Here is a 21081-nt window from a genome sequence, read left to right on the forward strand (position 1 = left end):
CGTGTCCGCGCGCACCGACGCCCCCGTGCCCCGCCCGCTCGGCGGAGCAGCCGCGGGTCTCGCCCTCGTCCTCGTCGCCGTCCTCGTCGGGGTCGCCGCCCAACGCGTCTCCGGTGACGCGCCCGTCCCCGCCGCCGCCACCGCCGTCACCCCGACCGGGCACACCACCACGGTCACCGTGGTCGCCGACGGCATGCGTTTCCACCCCGACCGGATCGACGTGCCCCGGGGTGATCGACTGGTCATCGAGCTGACCAACCGGGACAACCGCCGCCACGACCTCGTCCTGGCCTCCGGGGCGAAGACACCGCTGCTGACGCGGGGCGGCGACGCCCGGCTGGACGCCGGCGTGATCGGGGCGACGGTGGAGGGCTGGTGCTCCCTGCCCGCCCACCGGCAGGCCGGCATGACACTGCGGATCGTCCCGACGGGGGCCACTGTGGCCGCTCCGACAGGGACGGCCGCGGCGACGGAGGGAACGAGGCCGCGCCTCGATGCCATGGCCGACCCTGGCGCGGCCTTCGTCGCCCGGGACGCCACCGCTCCGCCCGTGCCGCCCGGCCGGCTGCACCGGCGTGAGCTGCACGTCCGGGAAGTCGTCCGGGAGGTCGCGCCCGGGGTACGGCAGCGGCTGTGGACCTTCGACGGAACCGTGCCCGGCCCGGTGTTGCGCGGCCGAGTCGGCGACACCTTCGAGATCACCCTGGTCAACGACGGCACCCTGGACCACGGCATCGACTTCCACGCCGGTGCCGTCGCCCCGGACGAGGTGATGCGCCCGATCGACCCCGGGCAGCGGCTGACCTACCGGTTCACCGCGACCCGCGCCGGCATCTGGATGTACCACTGCTCGACCATGCCGATGCTGCACCACATCGGCAACGGGATGTACGGTGCGGTCATCGTCGACCCGCCCGACCTGCCCCGCGTCGATCGCGAGTTCGTGCTCGTCCAGTCCGAGCTCTACCTCGGCCCGGACGGCGAGCCCGGCGACCTGGCCGCGATGCAGGCGGAGCGCCCCGACGCCGTCGTCTTCAACGGCTACCCCGCCCAGTACGCGCACCGTCCGCTGCCCGCCCGGGCCGGTGAACGGGTCCGAGTCTGGTTGCTCGACGCCGGCCCCAACCGAGACAGCTCGTTCCACATCGTCGGCGCCCAGTTCGACACCGTCTACCGGGAGGGGCACTGGGAGAACCGGCCGACCGACCCCGGTGGAGCACAGGTGCTGTCCCTCACCCCGGCCGGCGGCGGCTTCGTGGAGACGGTCTTCCCCGCAGCCGGGCACTACCCGTTCGTCAGTCACGCCATGGTCGACGCCGAGCGCGGCGCCCGTGGCCTGTTCGAGGTCCGGTGACCACCATGAACACCGCTGTCGTAGCCGACCGCCCGGTAACGCGCCGCCGCCGCGTGCGCCAGTTCGTCCCACCCCAGCACGGCGCGTGGGCGATGCTCCTGCTGCCGTACACCGTGGGGGTGGCCTTGGCCGGCCCGCGCTGGCCGCACCTGCCGCTGCTCGGCGCCTGGCTGACCGGCTACCTGCTGTCGTATTACGCCTTCCAGGCGATCAAGAGCCGTCGGCCGAGCCGCTTTACCCCCCAGCTGCTGGTGTACGGCCTGTTGGCGGCGCCGCTCGCGGCGACTGTGGCGCTCGCCCGGCCCGCCGTCCTCTGGTACGCCCCGGGCTACGCCGCGCTGCTGGCGGTCAACGCCGGATACGCCTGGCATCGCCGGGAACGGGCACTGCTCAACGACTTGGCCTCGGTGGCGCAGAGCTGCCTGCTGGTCTTCGTCGCGGCGACCATCGCCGGTGTGTCCGTCACCCGGGTCGCCCCGGCCTTCGCAGTGCTCCTGCTCTACTTGTTCGGCACTGTCCTCTGTGTCAAGACGATGATCCGGCAACGCGGTGACAGTCGCTTCCTCCGTCTCTCCATCGGATACCACGTGCTCGCCCTGGCCGCCGTGGTCTGGCTGCTGGATGTGCTGCTCGGTCCGGTCTTCCTGCTGCTCCTGCTCCGGGCCGCGCTGCTGCCGGCACGCCGGCTCCGCCCTGTGCAGGTCGGGATGATCGAGATCGGGTGCTGCCTGGTCGTTCTGGCCGGGGTGCTTGCGACGCTCTGACCGGCGCGCCCCCGTCCTCCGGAGTAGATGTTGTCGGGCAGCACGCTGAACGGGATCTTGACCTCGATCCGGTAACCGGTGTACGGCTCGCTGGTCACGACCGAGGCGATCTGGACGCCCGGCGAGCAGTTTCGCCAGCGCGTCGACGAACTGGCCCGTTGGCTCGTCACGTGCTGCCTCCTGCTCGACCCGCAGCGGATCGTGCTGGTCGGCAGGGTGGCGACCGAGCCCAGCCCGCGGTGGTCTGAGCGGTACGCGGGGCGCGGCTAACCGGCGCCGACGCCAGCCAAGGCCGCTCGGGCAAGCGGCCACGATCTCTGACGAACGACCTGTAGGACGCCCGTTCCAGCCTGGCTGCAGCAACCCGGTCACGGGCCCGGGATTGGGGGAGCAGGTTGGGAGCAACAGGGTGCACTGAACGGCCCTCAACCGCACCGAACGGCACCCAACGGTGCGCAACTGCACCCACCCCTGCCTGCGGCTTCTCGTTTCCGCAGGTCAGAGTCGGTGCGGCGTCCTGCTTCACACAACTGCACTCAACGGCACTGAACAGCAGTCAACGGCACTCTATGTCTCCTGGTAGGAGAGTGTCTGCAGGTCAAATCAGTAAGGCCCTCGGAAGCGTTGATGCCTTGCAGGTGGGTGCAGATTGGGTGCACGTTGGCGAAGTGGTCACCGCGCCCGAAGTGCTCATCGAGATCGCGCCGAGTCGGGTGCTCTGACCTGCGGCGGTACAGACGACTGGATAGGCGTGACTTCCCAGAGAACACCGAAGTGGTCAGCCTTGGCTGCTCTCCGCCTGCCTACTGCCGTCTTGTCGTCCCGGGCCCGCCGCCCGCCCCGCCGAAGCCAGTCGCCGCGACGAACCAGCATCGGCGTGCGGCTCTAGACCCGCCATAGCGGAGTTGGTGGGGCTTCCCGCAGTTGAGACTCGAATCCCACTGGCAGCCATCTGACCAGGGCTTCCTGGGCGGTGACATCTTCGGCGCGCCCGAAAGCGTCAGCACCGGTGGCTCCGCTTCATAGGCCGACGACGTCCGCTCATGCCGATGAGCGGATGTCGGCGCCCCGTCGTATACCGGTCGACAGAAGTGCCGCTGTTCGCCGTATCCTCACCGGGTGGTAGAGGCCGACGTTACAGATGGTGTCATCGATCGGCTGCTTTCAGCGCTGGCTGCGCAACTTGCCCTGTCGGAGGGGCAGGCCCTGTCCGGCGGCGCGGCCGAGGCGCTCGCCGATCTGAGCAGAGCCGAGGCCGAGCAAATTTTCGGCCACGCCGGCCATCTCGTCCACTACGGCGCAGACACTGAACCGCTGGAGTCCCTCATCCACGCGATCTCGGCCGTCCTCCGCACCGAGGCCCCGGCAGACGCTCCGTTCAAGCCGGGCGACGAGGTCCGACTCGTGGGCGCACTGCCGGAAGCTCTCTCGAGATACGACGAGACGTGGCTCCGGCAGATCAGCTTCACCGTACGCTACGCCGGCCGAGGCCCGATGATCGACGTGCAGTCGGATCTGACCGAGGATTATATAGTCGCGACTGTGCCTGCGGCTGCGGTCGAACACCTCCCGAGGTAGCCGACGCCGCATCCGCTCATGCCGCTGATAAGGCGCGGCATTCCTGAGCACGTCCGGTTGACGAGCGGACCGTAGGAGCGGGGGTCAGGAGCGACTGAGCCTCACGGTCGCTGGCCAGGCGCCGACGCCAGCCAAGGCCGCTCGGGTAAGCGGCCACGATCTCTGACGAACGACTTGTAGGACGCCGTTCCAGCCTGGCTGCAGCAACCCGGTCACGGGCCCGGGATCGGGGAGCAGGTTGGGAGCAAAAGGGTGCACTGAACGGCCCTCAACCGCACCGAACGGCACCCAACGGTGCGCAACTGCACCCACCCCTGCCTGCGGCTTCTCGTTTCCGCAGGTCAGAGTCGGTGCAGCGTTCTGCTTCACGTGGAGTGCTCCGCCGTTCTGGGTGGCAGTCGATGGCTCTCTATGTTGCCTGGCCGGGGGTGTATGCGCAGGTCGCCGCGGTAAGGAGCTTCTGGACGGGCTGGCCTGGCCAGTAGGAGCAGATTGGGCGCACGTTGGCGAAGAGATCAACGAGTCCGAAGTGCTCACATGCACGGCGCCGGGCGAAACGCTTTGACCTGCGGTGATGCGGTCGAGCGATGCGGCGTAACCTCCCAGAGAAGACCGAAGTGGTCAGGGTTCGCTGCTCCTCGTCCTGCTGGTGCCGGCTGCCGCCGGGACCCGCTGACGCCGGTCGAGAGGGCCTGCCGTATCGACGCATGGCTCTGTCTTGCGCCGTGCTCGCGTCGATGTGATTCCGGGGGCTGAGACTCGAATCCCACGAGCAGCGCGCGGACCAGCGCTTCCTGGGCGGCGACCTCTTCGGCGTGCCCGAAGCGTCTGCGGTTCGGTATCGGATGGCCGACGGGCTCTGCAACATCCGGGGCGGTTCAGTGCTGGGTATGGCCGTTGGCAAGGTCGTGGTATGGCGCGTTGTGGGTTCAGGTCTTGAGACGGATGCTCAGTTGGGCGCCGAGCTGGCGGAACCCCAGCGCGCGCGCCACTCGGCGTGAGGGCTCCGGTCGAGCCCGCCACTGCGGTAGCAGACGGTTCGCTATTGCCTCCGCAGCTGCTGCGGAGGCAGCGGCACGCGCCAGTCCGCGGGCGCGTTGATCCGGCTTCGTCAGTACGCCGATGTGGGCCAGCAGGCCTGGCCAGCGGCGGTAGCTGGCGGCTGCGACGACGTGCTTGCCGTGGCGGACCACGAACGCGGGGGAGGTGATGTCGGCTAATCCGCATTCGTCGGCTTCGTCTTTCGTTACCGATGCCAGGAGTGTGGCGAGATCGTCGTGACCGGCGAGGACCACTTCCACGTCATTGGGTCCGGCTGGCTGGAAGTCGCCCTCGTCGAGGTACGCCAGGCTTGCCGGCCCCAGCACCTCGTCGATGGGAAGGATGGCGCGCAGCCGGTCACTGTCGGTCAGTGTCTCGAGGGGCATGTCATGCAGCATTGTGCGTACCGTTGCGGCCTGGCTGCCTGTCGGCGCGGTGATGATGGCGGTGTCGCCCAACGCGACGATGCCAACCCAGCCGGGTGGGCAGAGCAGGGAGCTGGTCGAGACGGCTACCTCGACGCCGCCTTCGTCGTGGAAGGCCGTCGGAACGCCAGCCATGTCGACCCAGGCCGCTCGAGCGCGAGTGAGCAACGGATCATGGGCCACAAACGCATCTTGACGTCTGGCGTAACGGTCGGGCCATCGAGTTCGCCGGGCCAGGCGTGGCGCGCTCTTCTGGCCGCAAGTCGAGCCCTCGTCGTGCACGTGCGCTGAGCCGGGCGTGCGCGCCCCGCCGATGTGAGGGTGGTTGATCATGCCGTCTGTTCGACCTCGAGGCGATCGCGGAGTCAGTGGATTGTGGCGGTGAGGCGTTGCAGGGCGGCGTGAGCGGGTGGACCCCAGGTGGGTTTGCCGCCGGGGCGGCCGTGGACGCCGGCGTCGCCGATGAGGATGCCGCCGAGGGCGCGTGCGATCGCCCATCCGCGGGCGCGGCGCATGGTGGCGGTGTCCGCTGCGGGCTGGTAGGCCGCGTAGAAGTGGTCGGTGCTGCCCTCGGGTAGCAGGAGCCACACGGCGGCGAGGTCGTACGCCGGGTCGCCCGCGCAGAGGTCACCGAAGTCGATCACGCCGCAGATGGCGCCGCCGGCGGTCAGCACGTTGGCGGGGTGCAGGTCGGCGTGCAGCCATAGCGCCGGGCCTGTCCATTGAGGCGCGGTGACCGCGTCGTGCCAGATGGCTCGGACGGCGTCCGGGTCGTCGATCAGTCCTCGTTCGATGGCGGAGGTGAGCGCCTTGGCGAATCCGCCGGTTAAGTCGGCCAGTGGCCCGCCGCGGTCCCGGCCTGCGGGCGCGCCGCTGCGGGCGGGTTGATGAAGAGCCGTCAGGAAAGTGGCCAAGGATGTGGCCGAGTCGGCGGCTCGCGTGACAGGGGCGCGGTCGGCGGGCGTGCCCGCCACCCAGGTGGTGATGAGCCACGGCCGAGGGAACCGTTCGGACGGTTCGGAGAGTCGCTGCGGGACGGGGACCGGCAGCGGAAGACGAGGGGCAAGCCCCGGTAGCCAGGAGTACTCCTTGCGCAGCAGCGCGTCCGCGGATGCGGTCGCCCAGGGAAGCCGAACGGCCAGGTCGTCACCGAGCCGCCACAACTGGTTGTCCCACCCACGCGCGCCCAGCCGGACCGGGCGATCGGCGAGGTCGGGGTGCTGGTCACGCACCAGATCCGCGACCAACTCCGCAGTGATCTCGACCTCGGCGTGGCTCATGCGGAACAACAGTAGTTTCTGCAGCGCCGCCGGTTCACCCAGCAGGCCGACCGCCGTCGACGACTGTCGCACTGGTCTGTATCGACCAGCCATGATCGGCTGGCTTCATGCCGAGCGACATCACGAGTGGCTTACTCACACTCGCCGGAAACCGTTGTTGTTCAGGGGCGGCACGGCCCGAAACTGCCCCATCACGGTGCACGGCAGGCACGCCGCCACGCCGGGCTTCAGCAGGAAGAAGGCGCGCAAAGCACAGGCCAGGGCCTTGTCCGTAGTCGACCGTGCTCGCTGGGATCGGTTGCTGTGGCCAGCTAGATATGTTCGGTTGTATCGATCATCTGTATATTGCCGGTGTGACCATGCGGGAACCCACCTTCTTGACCCTCGCCGCGTTGGCCGGTCCGCCGTTGCACGGATACGGCGTGATGCGCCAGGTGGCGGTCCTGTCCGAGGGGCGGGTGAAGCTGAGCGCCGGCACGCTGTACGCGGCGTTGGACCGCTTGACCGCCGAAGGGCTGATCGCCATCGACCGCGAGGAGACGGTCGATGGTCGGGTGCGGCGCTACTACCGGCTGACCGAACAGGGCGGTGCCGCGCTGCGGCAGGAGACTGCCCGGCTACGCAGCAATGCAGAGGTCGCCGTCAAGCGTCTAGCCGGGTGGACATCGCGGCCCGGGCTCCTTCCGTCCTGATCCCTCTGATCGGCAGTGCTCACGTAACGGCAAGGAGTCCAGATGCCAGAACAACGCGTTCGGGTGAAGCTCACCCGCCGCTACCGACGGCTGCTGCTGGCCTACCCGCGGTCCTACCGACGCCGACGCGGCGCCGAGATCGTGACGACACTGCTGGACGCCGCTCCAGTCGACAGGGCCTGGCCGACCCGCGCCGAAGCCGTCGACCTGCTTACCGGTGGTCTCCGATTCCGATTCCGGGTCTGGGGAGCAGCCGGAATAGTCGGCGTGATCTGCGCTGCCATAGTCACGGCCGTGGCACTCGGCGCGCTCGGCGGCTACCTGGGTTGGCAGACCGCGCAACCCTTGCCGAGCAACGCCGACGCGCTGCGGATGGTCGAGCCGGCGTTACCGCCGGGGACATCGGCGGAGCCGCAACGGTGGGACTTCATTTACGACGACAACCCCGAATACACCGATCCGCGATGGGTGTACCTGATAGGCGGAACCGACGAGTACCGGGCGGGGAAGGTCTTCTTCCAGTTCACCTACCCCAACGACAGGCCGGTGCGCCAGTTGGTTGACGGGGCAGATCAACGCATGCGGGCGGCCGGTTGGCGGCCAGCCAAAACGAATCTGTCCGGTTGCTGTCCGGAGTCAGCGGTCTATCGGGATGGGTGGCTGGTGGAGGTTTTCTCTGAGGGCGCCCTCGACGAATCCCACAATGGGTTGCAAGTAGCCGTCAGCCGTACGACGCCCGCCGCCGTGCTCCCACTGACCACGGCCGGGCTAATCGCCGGCGCTGCCGCCGGTTGGTTGATGGCGGCCTGGGCGTTCCGGCGGATTCAGGAAGCCACTCCAACGCGGATGGCCCTCACGGTGGTCGTAGCCGGCGTAGGACTGCTCGCTCTCTTCCCCGCTACCGCGCTGAGCGCCCTGGCGCTGGCCGCCAGCTACTTTGCCCCGCACCAGCCGGCAGGACCGGCCTGGATCGGGTATACGTTCATGCTCTTCCGGCCGCTGGCCTACCTCGGCGCGGCTGCCGTCGTCGGCGGGCTGCTGATCACCGCAGTGCCCGGCCACAGGCACCGGCGGAGGCTGGCCGGCTGAGCCAAGCCGCGGCCCTCGCTCACTTCGAAGTACCAGACCGAGTGGCCCCAGCCAGCGGACTCCCCGCATCGGTTCTCCGCCCAGCGACGGCGGTAGAAGCGATTCGGGATGGCGGAAAGAGTACTCCCGGCACGTCCGCTTCTGGCCGCCTTCCGTGCTGCAGAGCGTTCCGGCTTTATCGGGACTGGGTTTGCTTCTCGGCCTGTTCGAGCCATCCTCGGTACCAGCGCGTGAAGCCTGTCGGGCTCCCGTCGGGCTCGTGCAGAGGCAGGAACCCGCCGTCGCTGGCGGTGTCGTCGCCCCACATCTGACCGCGAGTTGGTCCGGTGATGACGAGGGCTTCGCGGTAGGCGCAGCCGAGGTGACAGAGGTAGAGCAGCCCGATGGAGTGTTCGGGCGAGAAGACGACAGCTTCGTGCTGCTGCCAGTAGGCGTCTTCAGCCTTGTTGAACTTGTCTTCGGAGTCGAAGTCCGCCTTGCCAGGGGGATCGGGCAGGTCGTCTGCGGGGTTGAATGCATCGGTGTGCGGGAACGGCCGGCTCAACGTCTTCAGGTCGGTGAGTTCGGCACCGTCGCCTTCCCAACGCCAGCGGTCGTCTACCCGTTGAGCGGGAAAGAGGCCGTACGCCGGGCCTGCACCCCCGCGACTGACCTGTAGGAGGAAGGAACGGTACTCGGCGGGTAGCTCGACATCTAGCTGTGATTCCAGCTCGGCCAGCTCATCCGTGGTCAGAGGAGGCTCGCGTCGCCACTGATGGCCGTTGGCTCCGAAGACCATGCTGGCAGACGGGTGCGTCGACAGTCTGGCCAGGCGATCGGGTACATCCGACCAATCCGAGGGGATCACGGCGACACCCTAGACGTTGTGCTGCGGGCGCGCGGTCATGCCGCTGAGCGTCGGTGGTTAGCCGGCGAGGTCAGTCACGTCGTCGGCGACGGCCTGCTCGCTGGTGTGTGTCTCCTCGGCTCGCCCGATCGGGCCGCGGAACTGCGAGGCAGGGGAACCGGCCGATCTCCGCCAGTGGTTCCCAGTGGGGGAGCGCCGAACACGCGAGTGAAAGCAGTGTTGCTGCGACGCCCGCCGACGGTGTCGCGACCACTTTGTGACGCATATCACTCACCTCGCTATGCTGAGCCCTCGCGGGTGAGGGCGTGCTGCCTCGCAAGTAGTTAGCTACCCACCCTGAGGCCCTCGATGGTCGCCCGGGCGGGCACACACGTACTCCCCTGAACGAACAGCCTCGCCGACAGCAGAGGCGGCCGAGAGAGCCTGGTCCACAGCGGATTCGAGGGGATCGTCGGAGGCCTCGACCGTGGCTACGCTGGCCCGCATGCCAACTCTGATATCGCCCACCAGCAGCCTGTATGCCGCCTTCCAGGACTGCCGCGACGACTGGGGACCCGGTCTGCACGAGGACGGCTTCGGCATCGGCCCCGAAGACGACCTGGACTCGCCCGACGGCTTCGCCGACTGGGTGCGGCGACGTGTCCGGCTCGACCACGGGGCCGGGGCGCCATGCCCCGACGAGAGGCACGCCTCCTGCCGATGGATCCTCGAGGACGGGCAGGTGCTCGGGGGGATCGCGATGCAGCACTGGCAGGACGACGACCTGGGCCAGATCGGCTACGGCGTACGTCCCTCCGCCCGCCGGCGCGGCCTGGCGAGCTGGGCCCTGGGCGAGATGCTCCGCGAGGCCCGCACCGTGCTGGGTCTGCACCGGGTGCTCATCCCCTGCCTGGAGGACAACCTCGCCTCGGCACGCACCATCGAAAGCCAGGGCGGCGTGCTCCAGGGAATCCTCGACACCGGGCACGTCCGGGTCCGCCGCTACTGGATCACGCTCAGCCGCTGACCTGCCACCGGCGCCGGACATCAAGAAGAGCGCCCTTGTACGCGGAGCGAAAGAGCGACCGGCGGAAGGGGCCGATTCGGACAGGGAAACCGTCCGGGACCGCTGACAGGGACGGATGAGCCTCGCCCAGATCGAACGCACTGATCTGCCGCGTATAAGGCGCGGTTACGGGGCCTGTTGCGCCAGGGATCACGAAGTGTCAGCTGAGGGGTCGCCGGTCGATGACTTCGACGTACATGATCAGGTCGTCGACCACATCGAGGACGAGCATTCCCGGCCGGTCCAGGCTGAGCCCGACGTTTCGGTGGCCGGGGCCGTAGGCGCCGTCCGGTGGAGGCTGCGTGTAGAAGCTCTGGCAGAAGGCGTCGCGGCAGTCACACTGCTGGAGGATTCGGAGGTCGGCGACCTGCCCCGCCGGGTCGTCCTCGTCTGCTTCGCAAAGCGCGCCGGCAAGTTCCGCTGCGAGTCGCGACCATCGGTCGCTGACCAGTGCGGATTCTTCGTGCGTCATCGCCTGCGACGGTAGACGGCGAAACCCTCTTCGTCGCTCTCATTCCCGCCGCGCGTTTGCGGGTGCCCAACGTTGTCCACGTTCAGCCGGCCGCCGGCTCGGCGTCCGCTCCGTCGAGGCGCAGCTCGGCTACGAACTCGGAGAAGGTTTCCGAGACCGTTCGCCAGGCGTAAGGCGCAGAGCTGGTCCAAACATCGCTGGCAACGACTCGTGGATCAGCCGAACTCGTTCGGTAGTCGAGCGCAATCGCGGTGTCGTCACCGGCGTACTGCGCCACGGCGATGAAGAAGGCGCGGTCAACGTCAAGCCACGGGAGTTCGACCGCACCGGTTGCCGTCGGTTCTCGCGCGCATCGGAACAGCTCCGCCGTTTCGTCATCCTGGATCAGGCGGTCGAGCGACTGTGACTCCCGCTCCATCTGCTCGATGCTGCCGAGAAAGTCCAGCGGATCGTGGAACCAGGGCAAGACCCGAGCGACAGCAGGCTCGCCCGGATGGTTCCACCTGCCCTCCCGCAGGAGAACGAGTAGCAGGTCAGGAACAACGAGACCGCGGACCCGAACCGTCGCCGGATAGTCGTCCTGCACGCTCGTCCCTTCGTGGCCGACGCGGCTTGCTTGTCGTCTCGTCGAGTATCCGCTCATGCCGCCGACCGGGCGTCACGGCGCGTGACGAGCGGCCCGTGCAGTGAGCAGGCGGGGCTGCCGCGCGTTCGTTAGGTACCGAACCCGCCGCACAAGTAGTACAGGCCCGCGGCCAGTCCCAATATCCAGCCAGCCGCGAGGCCAGACGATGACCCACGGCCGAGCCGTCCGGACAGCGCGAAGCAGCTGCCCAGCAACACCAGCTGCGCAATGCCGTACGTGAGTACGCCGAAGAAGAGCGCCGCGAATCTCCCACCGGCATCCAAGTCCGAATTCGGGCCGCCACCAGCGGCGGTGGCCAGGGCAATCGTGAACCCAACAGCAAGGCCGTGCCCAGTGAGGGCAACGACCGCTCCGGCAACCGTCGGCCTGGTGATCGTCACCGCCGGAGCGTGACATACGTCGAAGGAACCGGGCTACCTTAGCCCGAACGGTTTACGAAACCGCCTCGCGCAGCCGGCAGGCGGAGCCGCACTGATCTGCCGCTGATAAGGCTCGGCAAGTCTGAGCTTGTCGGGTTGACAACTGGGGCCGTGGGAGCGGATCGGGAGCAGTTGAGCCCAACGGTTGCTGAGCGGGCGTTGGCGTCACAAGGACGGCTTGGGCAAGCGGCCACGGCGTCTGACGAACGACGTGCAGGACGGTCCGGCAGCCTGGAGGCATCAACCCGGTCGCGGGCCCCTGATCGGGGGAGCAGGTTGGGAGCAACAGGGCGTCCTGAACGGCGCCGAACCGCACCGAACGGCATCTGACCGCACCCAACTGCACCCACCCCTGCCTGCAGCTTTGCGTTTCCGCAGGTCAAAGTCCGCGCGGCGTCCTGCTTCACACGGAGTGCTGCGCGGTTTTGCGCATCAGTCGACAGCACTCTATGTCCCCTGGTAGGGGAGTGTGCGCAGGTCACGGCGGTAAGGAGCTGCTGAATCACCTGGCCTTGCAAGTGGGAGCAGATTGGGTGCAGGTTGGCGAAGTGGTCACCGCGCCCGAAGTGCTCACCGACACCGGGCAGAGCCGAGGGGCTCTGACCTGCGGTGATGTGGGCAAGCGGGCCGGCGTGACCTCCCAGAGCGGACCGAAGTGGTCAGGGTTCGCTGCTCCCCGCCTGGCTGGCGCCGGCTGTCGGCCTGGGGCCGGCCAACGTCGATCACGATAGCGATGCCGCACCGATGCATGGCTCTGGGGGCTGTCGTGGCGGCGTCGGTATGGATCCCGCGAGTTGAGACCCGCATCCCACCGGCAAACCTCTGAGCAGGGCTTCCTCTTCGGCGGACCCGAAAAGCGTCAGAACCGTGACTCCGCTTCAGGGGCGACGTCCGCACACGCCGACGTGAGTAACTCTCCCAAAACCAAGGATCGCGGCTCATGGTATATTGAAATCAAAATTCTGCCTAAAATCTGACACCTCGCGCCGGTCACGGTGATGGCTATGCTTGCGAGATGGAGCGGCAGGTCAGAGTTCGCCTGGGTGACGTCTTCGTCGCAGGCGGGATGCCACGAGTCACATACAATCCCCGCCCCAGTTTGCACCTCGAGGAAAAGGTGGCGGACTACCTCGACGAGCGACATAAGATCTTGTCAGTCTCGGGGCCGACCAAGACAGGTAAAACAGTACTTGTGCGGCGCGCCCTCGCTAAGGAGTCGAGCATTTGGGTTGCTGGCGGTGATATTCGGACCCTCTCCGACCTATGGGCGATAATCGCGGACGAGCTCGCCGTCAATACAACCCATGAAACGACAAGGCAAGACGGCGCTTCGGCGGGCAGAACCACAGGCCTGGAAATGGGAATTAAGGGGTTCATTGCGGGGCAAAGACAAGGTCAAGAAACCATGTCCGCGACTCATACCGACAAATTGGCCCGAGAGCGGCCAACAGGCAGGGCGGCCAAGCGCGCGTTAGCCACGACGCGTCACGTTTTGGTCATCGACGACTTCCACTATATAGCAACAAGTGTCCAGCTAGAAATAGTTCGTGCCCTAAAGGACTTGATTTTCGACGGCGTGCCGGTCATCGTAATCGCGGTCCCGCATCGCGCGTATGATGTGGTCCGGGTCGAGAAGGAGATGACCGGACGGGTCCAGCATCTTTCAGTAGGCTTTTGGTCAAACGACGAGCTGATGGAAATTGCTCAGCGTGGGTTCACGGCCCTGGGGGCGGTCGACGAGGGTGCCGAGATTGCGACACGCCTTGCGTCGGAGAGTTTCGCGAGTCCACATCTTATGCAGGAATTCTGTTTGCATGTATGTAAATACAACGGAATTCGTCGTAAGGCGGACCCAGCTACTGCACTTCAACGGCCCTCTTGGTCCATCTTCTTTGAAGAGAGGGCGTTGGAGGCATCGAAGAGTGCTTTTGACGTTCTAGTACGCGGCCCGCGTCAGCGGACGGATCGGAAGCTGCGGCCCATGCGGAACGGCCTCGTCGTTGACATCTATGGTGCTGTCTTGCTGGCAATTGGGAAGACGGGACCTCTAACCAGCCTGACATACGAAGAGCTTCGGAACTCCCTTCGGGATTCAATGGAAGCCGATCCACCTCAGCGTAATGAAGTTACTCGCGTTCTAGAGGAGTTGGCGCGTATATCGAGGGAGCACCTAGAGGGTGAGCCGGTGGTCGACTACGACACTACGCTGTCAATCGTACATATATCCGACCCGTACTTCGCATTTTTCTTGCGGCACCGCGCGGAGCGAGAGTTGCGGCAGCGCGCGATTGAAGTTCCTGCAATTTCCATCAACGGCATCACGAATTTCGGGGATGTGAGAATTGCGGGAGACAACCTCGCCGGTGATAAAAACATCATATGGCGGAACGACAGGGGATCGAAGTAGGCCGTCTGGGGCGGTCCCAGCGAATGTACCTGTACGCACTGTTACGCCGCTGATAGGCCGCAGCATACCTGAGCATGTCGGGTTGACAACCGGACCGTGGGAGTGGATCGGGAGCAGCTGAGCCACCGGTCGCTGACCTGGCGTCGGCGTCAGCCAGGACGGCTCGGGCAAGTGTCGACAGTGTCTGACGGACGACGTGCAGGACGGTTCGACGCTGGCTGGACGCAGCAGCCCGGTCGCGAGCCCCTGGTCGGGGGGAGCAGGTTGGGAGCAGCAGGGTGCACCGAAGGGCCCGGAATCGCACCGAACGGCAGCTGGTCGCACCTAACTGCACCCACCCCTGCCTGCGGCTTCGCGTTTTCGCAGGTCAGACTCGGTGTGCCGTCCTGTTTCCCGCGGAGTGCTCGGCGTTTCTAGCTAATGTTCGACATAGCTCTATGTTGCCTGGCGGGAGAGTGTGCGCAGGTCGCGGCGGTAAGGAGCTGCTGGATGGCCTGGCCTTGCAGGTGGGTGCAGATTGGGTGCAGGTTGGCGAAGTGGTCACCGCGCCCGAAGTGCCCACCGACACCGGGCAGAGCCGAGGGCTTTCACCTGCGGTGATGTGGCAAGCGGTTCCGGCGTGACCTCCTAGAGAACCCCGAAGTGGTCATCTCCGGTTGCTTCCCGCCTGCCTGCTGTTGGCTTCGTCGTCCTGGGCTCGCTGACGCCAGTCGCCGGGACGATCCTGCATCGACGTGCGGCTCTAGATCCGCGACGGCGGAGTTGGTAGGGATTCCGGCAGTTGAGACTCGAATCCCACTGGCAGCCATCTGACCAGGGCTTCCTGGGCGGTGACATCTTCGGCGCGCCCAAAAGCGTCAGCACCGGCGGCTCCGCTTCATAGGCCGACGACGTCCGCTCATGCCGAGATCAGTGCATTGTCTGCTGCGGAACATCTGGCCAGTCGGCCACGATGATCAATGGGACTGAGCCTGGCGACCGGTAGTCGTCCCCAGGAAGGTACTCGATGTGCTGATGGCGGTGGACTGCCCGGTCATCGGCGGTCTCGGCTTGCTCGGCCACACCATCGAGTGCATCCCAGATGATGTCGAAATACTCGCGGCCACCGGAGAAATGCAGCGTGGTCTCGCCTTGCAGACTGACAAGCAGTGGGCCGGTGGTCCTCTCCTGGGCGACGACCCCGCCCGTGATCGCTACCTCGAAATGCCCAGCATGTTGCCGTAGCAGCCGGCCGAGGGCACGGAGGGCAGCTGGCGGGCCGGCAAGCTCCAGCTCGCCGTCGCTGACGGAAAGACGGCAGCTCTGGTGATCATCCATCGGCGCATCATCCCTCAACTCGCCGCCCCTCATCCGCCGTCCGGATCTGCCGCCGAGCGGGCCTGGGCTGGCCGGTGTCACTTACCATCCGTAGCGGCTCCGCCAGCGGAACGGTCTGCCTGCCGAGGTCGAGGGCTCCAAGTTTCAAGACCCTTCCATGGGTCCGAAGGCGTAAGGTCGCTGCCGTGGATCAATGGCTTTCGGTGCTCGACGACCTTCTCGTGAGGCAGTTGCCGGCTGACGCTGACGTGCATCACGTCGATCTGCGGGTGAGCGAGGACTTCTGGGACTGCCAGACTCGCGATGAGATCTACGAACCTCGTTGCGCCGAGTTCGAGGCGGACCGTGATCGCTTTGCGCAGGCCATCACCATCCGGTATGGGTCGCCGCAGCCGAAAGATCTCATGCCGTACGTCTCTGGCAATCCGCCGCATGACGAGCCAGGCAGCTTGCTCTTCGACTACTTGGCCGGCTGGTTCTGCGAGGTCGACGTCTGGCATGTTGGCGACCGCGGCATCATCGTCGAGGTCGGCCACTACGACAATGAGCTACCGCTGCAGCTCATGCTCGTCGTAGGCGATATTGGGGACAGTCGGACAACCGTGCTGTAGCAGCATCCGAATCTGCCGCGATCCGGTCACTACGAAGGGTGGGGTTGTCTCGACAGGCGTACGCGCGTAGCGCCGAGGAGCGCCAGCGCTGCAGGCCATCCGTCGACCAGGTGAGGGGAGGACGTCGGCCGGATCCCTGATGGCCCGTAGTCGCAAACGTCCGACATGATGACCGTCATGGACGTCGAGGAACTGATCGCGCGCCATCCGCAGGTCTTCCACACGATGTCGGCGACCGCGTGGCCATCGGTGCAACGACACGGTCTTCTGTCCACGCAGCAACTGATCGATTTGTTCGACCTCGACGCCGCCGAGCGTGACCGACTACTGAGCGCCCCTCGCAAGCAGTCCACCGTTCTGCGCGCGCCCGGCCTGCCGCCTGCCGTGATCCGCGATCAGAAGCCGATGAAATTCGTCGCGGAGAAGATTGATCCAAACTCATCGCTGACCGAGTACCTCGCGGCCATCAACTCCCGGGTCTTCTTCTGGGCCAGCGCTGAGCGGCTGGACCGGCTGCGTCAAGCGAAGGAGTACCGCACCGAGGACCAAGTGGTCCTGCACGTCGACACCCGCGCCCTTGTCGAGCGACATGGCCCACGAATCGAACTCTGCCGGCTCAACTCCGGGGCCGTGACGCAGAAGAACCACCCCCTGCGGGGGCATCGATCCTGGCTGCCGATCGCCGACTACCCCTACGCCGAGTACCGCCGCCGGTACGGCCGCGATGGCGCCTTGGTCGAGGTAACCGTGTTGAACGCCGTTCCGGACATCCTCGAGCTGACCGACAAGATCGAAGGCGCCATCGGCTGAGAACCACACCGATCGCGGTCACAGGACTGCATTGCGTGCCACCGGCAGGCCGGCGCTCCTGCACCTGCTCGGAACCAGCCCTTAACACCTGACCGGGCCTTCCTCGTCCTTCAAGATTCCGGTGACCCCCACCGGTTCAGTCCTGACCATCCTCGCCGCCACCGCGCAGCAGCCCAACGCTGATGCGGAGATCATCGCGTTGATCTTCGTTGAGATCCGCCGCCTCCTCAACGCGTTCGTCCTCGCCACAGCACCACCACCAGCGCACACCCTGCACAGGTCGCTCTGGCGGCGAACATCCCAGGCCCCGAGCCCGTCGATCCCACTACCAGCGCAGACAAGCGGAGTGACGTTGGAGTACTAACCAGAACGGCCCGCGATGACCACCCACCAACCGATCAAACCGACCTGGAACTGCGGCGGCTGTGCGGGAGAGTGGCCATGCCAAACCCGAGGACGCGAATTGCGAGCCGAAGATGATCGCGCCCCCGTGTCGCTGGGCCTCTACCTCGCCGCCCAGCTCGTCGACGCCGCCCAGGACCTCCCATGTTCCCGCCGGCCACCTGCACCATCGCTTCCTCGGATGGGCCCGAGGCTCGGCATGTGTAAGCACGATGGTTGACGAGTAGGCCGTGGGGGCGGGTCGGGAGCAGCCGAGCCAACGGCCGCTGACGTCAGATTGGAGGGCTCCGGGCAAACGGCCACGGTCTCTGACGAACGACGTTCACGACACTCCGACTTGCGGACTTCGATGGGATTATAACTAGCCCGGGCTTGACTCCATCCTTACCATCGGCGTTATAGCGAAGCCGACAGATGAGATCGGATGAACGAAGCCGATGCCCGTAACGAGAGCTCATTCAAGCCTTGACGGCCCAAGTGGAGTCTACCTGATCGAGGGCGGAATGACGTCCCAGCACCGCACTTCAGACAGCGATTTCCTGTCACGAAAAATTCGTTCCTCGATTCTCTTTTCCTCGCACGTGCTCGTCCATCCGGGCAATGTCTTCGAAGAGCCAGCGATGTACGAAGCCATCGCTCGCAATCGAGACCTGCTCCGGCTGGGTTTCATCTTGCCGGTGATGCGTGGCGATGACGATGACTTGGAGAATCATTCAGTCAAGTGGGAGCGCGCCTACCGGAGGCAGGGCGACGAACGGCCGGCTTTCTTTCAGTCCCGACCGATTGATCCATCCGACATCGACGGAATTAAAAAGCGCGCGGAGTTCTTCCAGCAAAACCCGTATCAGGTCCTTCGCCTCGGGCGGCCCGACAGAACCGGTCTCGGTAAGCAGTTTCTAATAGCCGTCCACGCGATTCTTGCCGACGAGCCCGACCTGGCCGACGACGTCAAGACTAGGATCGTCGAATGTGTCGCGGCCGGGGCATCACCGCTGGGCAGGATCCGGACCGAAGTTCTCAATCCACTCAGTGTGGATGAGAGCAAAAAAGCGATTGCCGACCGTCTGGCGCGTCGCATAAATGTGGCCTTCTTCGCTACCGGGGCCCAGGAGCTAGGTACGCGCGTTCCGCGACCTCTCCATTTCTACTGCTTCCAACCGGACCATGACCTCCCGGCTCGTTGAGCTCTCGGTTACTCGGGCGCTACGAATATCTGAGGAGCACTTAACTGCCATCGACGATGAAAAATTCGCTCAGATTGCCAGCGAGACGTATGCCCTCAAGTTCCGACAATTAGTTGCTCGGATAATAGAGGCACTAAATCACGACTTCCTGGAAGCGGGATCTTCTGCCGAGATTTCGCCAACGAAGACCAAGTATCAAGAGGAAATCGACAGCAGTTTTCGCGATACTTACAGCAGGGAATTCGCGAAGGCCCTAAAGGGGTATCGAGTCGCCGAGCGGCGACGGGATCGGCGCCTGGCCCGCACTATGCATGGAATCAGCTTAGCGACGGATATATTGACCGGGTTTCTGCCCGTACCTTTCGTCGGCACTGCGGTCAACGCGGGGGTTGATGCCTTGAATGAAAGGGCTGTCCGACCACGCCTTGCTCCCATGATCATGTTGCAGGAGCAGGTCAACCGCGCCGAAGAAGTTTGAAATCGACTCGACCGCTTCCAAACCGAGGGCTTTCTGATGACGTTGCACCTGACCGTTGATACGCAGTCTGTTGCTGCCGTCGTTATCCTTCGCAGCGGGTGTGGCGGGAGCGGAACAGGCGGTGTCGGCGGTATCTAGGTGATCTGCCTTATGTGCGCTGGGCGTTGATCGCGCCGCTGCTCACGCCGGTTGCGAGGGCGACGTCGGGGGCGGTCACCGTCGCATCCGATACGGCAATCTTCGTGGCGATTCTTTATGTGACGCGTACTGGCTGTCCGTGGCTGGCCCTGCCGCTTCGTGCCAGTGCGGGGTCGTGGCTGCTCTGGCGGCGTGCCTGCCGCTGCGGAGCCCGCCTGCCGTGCCGTGTCCGGCGCCGGATTCCGATCAATCGTAGACACTGGCCACGGGAGGGCGAGCGGTGAGCACACGGCAGGAACAGGCGATCCCCCCGGTGCACGCCCGCGGGCTCGACGGCACGTGCCGGGTGCCGGGCGTGGTGGGCGCGATTCACGCCGTACCCCTGCTGGTAGGTGGATGGGCGATCAGCCGACAGGCGCGGGCGATCACTGCGCGGTGACCACCCACGGCCCGTTCATGCCGGTATGTAGCTAGTGCTCTGACCACGAAGGTTCGCGGTGTTCGATGACACGCCGTCCGGCCTGGCTGCCGGACGGCATCGCGGCCATCAGGCTGTGGCGGTGGCAGAACCCGTGCGTGTCCGGCGGCTCAGCGACCAGGAGGGTCAGCAGCTGCTGAGGATCACCCGTCGTGGTACCGGCTCGGCAGTCCGATTACGGCGGGCCATGGTCGTGCTCGCTTCAGCCGGTGGGAACACCGCGCCGGCGATCGCCCGGCTGGTGCAGGCGGATGAGGACACGGTTCGGCAGGTCATTCACCGGTTCAACGAGATGGGCATGGTCAGCCTGGACCCTCAGTGGGCGGGTGGCCGTCCCCGCCTGATCAGCGACGATGACGAAGCGTTCATCGTCGAGACGGCCAGCGCCCGCCCGGAAGCACTGGGGCGGCCGTTCACCCGCTGGAGAGTGCGGAAGCTCGCCGACTACCTCAACGGCCATGCCGCCCGCCGAGTTCGGATCGGCCGGGAGCGGCTGCGACAGATCCTGCATCAGCACAGGATCACGTTCCAGCGGACGAAGACGTGGAAGGAGTCCACCGACCCCGACCGGGATGTCAAGCTGGCCCGCATCGAGTACGTCACCGCGCATTTCCCGCAGCGGGTGTTCGCCTTAGACGAGTTCGGGCCACTGGTCATCCGTCCGCAGGCCGGTGCCGGGTGGGCGCCGTCAGGGCATCCGCAGCGGCTGCCGGCGAACTACCACAAATTGCATGGGGTCCGGCAGTTTCACGGCTGCTACAGCGTCGGTGACGACCAACTTTGGGGTGTGGTCAGACGTCCGCAAGAGCGCCACGAACACCCTGGCCGCGCTCAAATCGATCCGGGCCGCACGTCCGGACGGGGCGCGGATCTACGTCATCCTCGACAACCTGTCCGCGCACAAGGGCACCAAGATCCGGGCGTGGGCGGCTCGGAACAAGGTCGAACTGTGCTTCACCCCGACGTATGCGTCCTGGGCCAACCCGATCGAAGCGCAGTTCGGCCCGCTGCGGACCTTCGTGATCGCCGGCTCCGACCACCCGAATCACACCGCCCTGACCCGCAAACTGCAGGCCTACCTGCGCTGGCGAAACGCCAACGCACGCCACCCCGACGTTATGGCCGCCCAACGCCGCGAGCGCGCCCGTATTCGCAGCGAACGCCAACAAGTCTGGCGACAGCCGACCACACGTGCTGCCTGAGCGTCACGCGCCGGTTGGCCGCCCCACCTCGCCAAGCGCATCCAGTAACCGCTGCCTCGCCTCCTGCAGCCGGACCGGGTAGTCCGGCCCGAACACCTCCACCAGCGAGGTCTCCAGCGCACCCGAGATGCGATACAGCGGTGACCACACCGCCCGGTCACGATCGACCAACTCGTCGAAATCGGCAGTGCCCATCATCCGATGAAGCCAGTCCGAGAACACCAACGCCTCGTCCCGGCTCAGCCCGATCATGAAGTCATCCTCCACCACCGCGCCGAGGCTACCGTCCGCTCAACACCGCGAACGTTCGTGGTCAAGGCACTAGACACCAATCCCGAGATGGGCCTCGCGGGGCTCCTGGCTATTCCCCTGCACCTCGACTGCGACAAAATCACCGAGGCG

General features: G+C 66.0%; 21 protein-coding genes and 3 pseudogenes. 16 read left to right on the top strand and 8 right to left on the bottom strand.

Going from position 1 to position 21081, the window contains the following annotated elements:
- The first annotated feature begins 1 nt into the window (after position 1).
- The 4 genes from J3R08_RS32655 (at position 2) to J3R08_RS09325 (ending at position 3696) form a co-directional block, all read left to right on the top strand.
- Positions 2-1354 carry a multicopper oxidase domain-containing protein gene (locus J3R08_RS32655; RefSeq protein WP_209960729.1) on the top strand — a complete coding sequence of 451 codons (1353 nt, stop codon included), beginning with the start codon at positions 2-4 and terminating at the stop codon, positions 1352-1354.
- Positions 1355-1359: 5 nt separating this feature from the next.
- Complete coding sequence (locus tag J3R08_RS09315) at positions 1360-2118, top strand: YwiC-like family protein (protein ID WP_064447519.1); 759 nt, start codon at positions 1360-1362, stop codon at positions 2116-2118.
- A gap of 78 nt (positions 2119-2196) precedes the next feature.
- On the top strand, positions 2197-2388 hold the full coding sequence (locus J3R08_RS31930; protein WP_245254705.1) for a hypothetical protein: 192 nt from the start codon (positions 2197-2199) through the stop codon (positions 2386-2388).
- An 849-nt stretch (positions 2389-3237) separates the two neighbouring features.
- Positions 3238-3696 carry a hypothetical protein gene (locus tag J3R08_RS09325; RefSeq protein WP_280841877.1) on the top strand — a complete coding sequence of 153 codons (459 nt, stop codon included), beginning with the start codon at positions 3238-3240 and terminating at the stop codon, positions 3694-3696.
- Between the two features lie 929 nt (positions 3697-4625).
- Here the strand turns inward: J3R08_RS09325 and J3R08_RS09330 are convergent.
- Complete coding sequence (locus tag J3R08_RS09330) at positions 4626-5345, bottom strand: GNAT family N-acetyltransferase (protein ID WP_209960730.1); 720 nt, start codon at positions 5343-5345, stop codon at positions 4626-4628.
- A gap of 182 nt (positions 5346-5527) precedes the next feature.
- On the bottom strand, positions 5528-6442 hold the full coding sequence (locus J3R08_RS09335) for an aminoglycoside phosphotransferase family protein (RefSeq protein WP_209960732.1): 915 nt from the start codon (positions 6440-6442) through the stop codon (positions 5528-5530).
- 359 nt (positions 6443-6801) lie between these two features.
- Between J3R08_RS09335 and J3R08_RS09340 the strand changes: the two genes are divergently transcribed.
- Positions 6802-7134 carry a PadR family transcriptional regulator gene (locus J3R08_RS09340; protein WP_047893845.1) on the top strand — a complete coding sequence of 111 codons (333 nt, stop codon included), beginning with the start codon at positions 6802-6804 and terminating at the stop codon, positions 7132-7134.
- Between the two features lie 42 nt (positions 7135-7176).
- A complete protein-coding gene (locus tag J3R08_RS09345) occupies positions 7177-8223 on the top strand; it encodes a hypothetical protein (protein ID WP_209960734.1) in 1047 nt (348 codons plus the stop codon).
- Positions 8224-8398: 175 nt separating this feature from the next.
- Here the strand turns inward: J3R08_RS09345 and J3R08_RS09350 are convergent, their stop codons facing one another.
- Positions 8399-9070, bottom strand: coding sequence for an SMI1/KNR4 family protein (locus J3R08_RS09350; RefSeq protein ID WP_280841878.1), 672 nt, complete (start codon positions 9068-9070; stop codon positions 8399-8401).
- Positions 9071-9554: 484 nt separating this feature from the next.
- On the opposite strand from J3R08_RS09350, the gene J3R08_RS09355 reads away from it, so the two are divergent.
- Positions 9555-10076: a GNAT family N-acetyltransferase gene (locus J3R08_RS09355; protein ID WP_209960736.1), complete on the top strand. Its 522-nt coding sequence runs from the start codon at positions 9555-9557 to the stop codon at positions 10074-10076.
- Between the two features lie 199 nt (positions 10077-10275).
- Here J3R08_RS09355 and J3R08_RS09360 read toward each other — a convergent pair whose 3' ends face one another.
- From J3R08_RS09360 to J3R08_RS09370, 3 genes are all read right to left on the bottom strand, one after another.
- Positions 10276-10587 carry a hypothetical protein gene (locus J3R08_RS09360; protein ID WP_209960737.1) on the bottom strand — a complete coding sequence of 104 codons (312 nt, stop codon included), beginning with the start codon at positions 10585-10587 and terminating at the stop codon, positions 10276-10278.
- 82 nt (positions 10588-10669) lie between these two features.
- On the bottom strand, positions 10670-11173 hold the full coding sequence (locus J3R08_RS09365; protein WP_209964518.1) for a hypothetical protein: 504 nt from the start codon (positions 11171-11173) through the stop codon (positions 10670-10672).
- 128 nt (positions 11174-11301) lie between these two features.
- Entirely contained in the window at positions 11302-11613 is a 312-nt protein-coding gene (locus J3R08_RS09370) for a hypothetical protein (protein ID WP_209960739.1), read from the bottom strand.
- 1054 nt (positions 11614-12667) lie between these two features.
- Here J3R08_RS09370 and J3R08_RS09375 point away from each other — a divergent pair.
- Positions 12668-14059: an AAA family ATPase gene (locus J3R08_RS09375; protein WP_209960741.1), complete on the top strand. Its 1392-nt coding sequence runs from the start codon at positions 12668-12670 to the stop codon at positions 14057-14059.
- Between the two features lie 909 nt (positions 14060-14968).
- Here the strand turns inward: J3R08_RS09375 and J3R08_RS09380 are convergent.
- Positions 14969-15376, bottom strand: coding sequence for a hypothetical protein (locus tag J3R08_RS09380; protein WP_209960743.1), 408 nt, complete (start codon positions 15374-15376; stop codon positions 14969-14971).
- A gap of 185 nt (positions 15377-15561) precedes the next feature.
- Between J3R08_RS09380 and J3R08_RS09385 the strand changes: the two genes are divergently transcribed.
- From J3R08_RS09385 to J3R08_RS31940, 8 genes and pseudogenes are all read left to right on the top strand, one after another.
- Positions 15562-15987 (top strand): hypothetical protein, encoded by a 426-nt coding sequence (locus tag J3R08_RS09385; protein WP_209960745.1) that lies wholly within the window; start codon positions 15562-15564, stop codon positions 15985-15987.
- A gap of 177 nt (positions 15988-16164) precedes the next feature.
- The gene (locus J3R08_RS09390; protein ID WP_209960747.1) at positions 16165-16797 is read left to right on the top strand and encodes a hypothetical protein; all 633 of its coding nucleotides are present in this window, start codon (positions 16165-16167) and stop codon (positions 16795-16797) included.
- Positions 16798-17702: 905 nt separating this feature from the next.
- Positions 17703-18383, top strand: a complete 681-nt coding sequence (locus tag J3R08_RS09395; RefSeq protein ID WP_209960749.1) for a hypothetical protein — start codon at positions 17703-17705, stop codon at positions 18381-18383.
- The gene (locus J3R08_RS09400) at positions 18364-18861 is read left to right on the top strand and encodes a hypothetical protein (RefSeq protein ID WP_209960751.1); all 498 of its coding nucleotides are present in this window, start codon (positions 18364-18366) and stop codon (positions 18859-18861) included. The genes J3R08_RS09395 and J3R08_RS09400 overlap by 20 nt, the downstream gene beginning before the upstream one ends.
- 152 nt (positions 18862-19013) lie before the next feature.
- Positions 19014-19121, top strand: a pseudogene (locus tag J3R08_RS32830) (hypothetical protein); the annotation flags it as partial.
- Between the two features lie 11 nt (positions 19122-19132).
- Positions 19133-19438, top strand: a pseudogene (locus J3R08_RS32835) (hypothetical protein).
- Between the two features lie 226 nt (positions 19439-19664).
- A pseudogene (locus J3R08_RS31935) lies at positions 19665-19925 on the top strand (transposase); the annotation flags it as partial.
- A 283-nt stretch (positions 19926-20208) separates the two neighbouring features.
- Positions 20209-20679: a transposase gene (locus tag J3R08_RS31940; protein ID WP_245254691.1), complete on the top strand. Its 471-nt coding sequence runs from the start codon at positions 20209-20211 to the stop codon at positions 20677-20679.
- 3 nt (positions 20680-20682) lie between these two features.
- Here J3R08_RS31940 and J3R08_RS09420 read toward each other — a convergent pair whose 3' ends face one another.
- A complete protein-coding gene (locus J3R08_RS09420) occupies positions 20683-20949 on the bottom strand; it encodes a hypothetical protein (RefSeq protein WP_307849380.1) in 267 nt (88 codons plus the stop codon).
- Between the last annotated feature and the right edge of the window lie 132 nt (positions 20950-21081).

Origin of the sequence: Micromonospora sp. HB375 (assembly GCF_017872985.1) — a bacterium.
GTDB classification, from domain to species: domain Bacteria; phylum Actinomycetota; class Actinomycetes; order Mycobacteriales; family Micromonosporaceae; genus Micromonospora; species Micromonospora chalcea.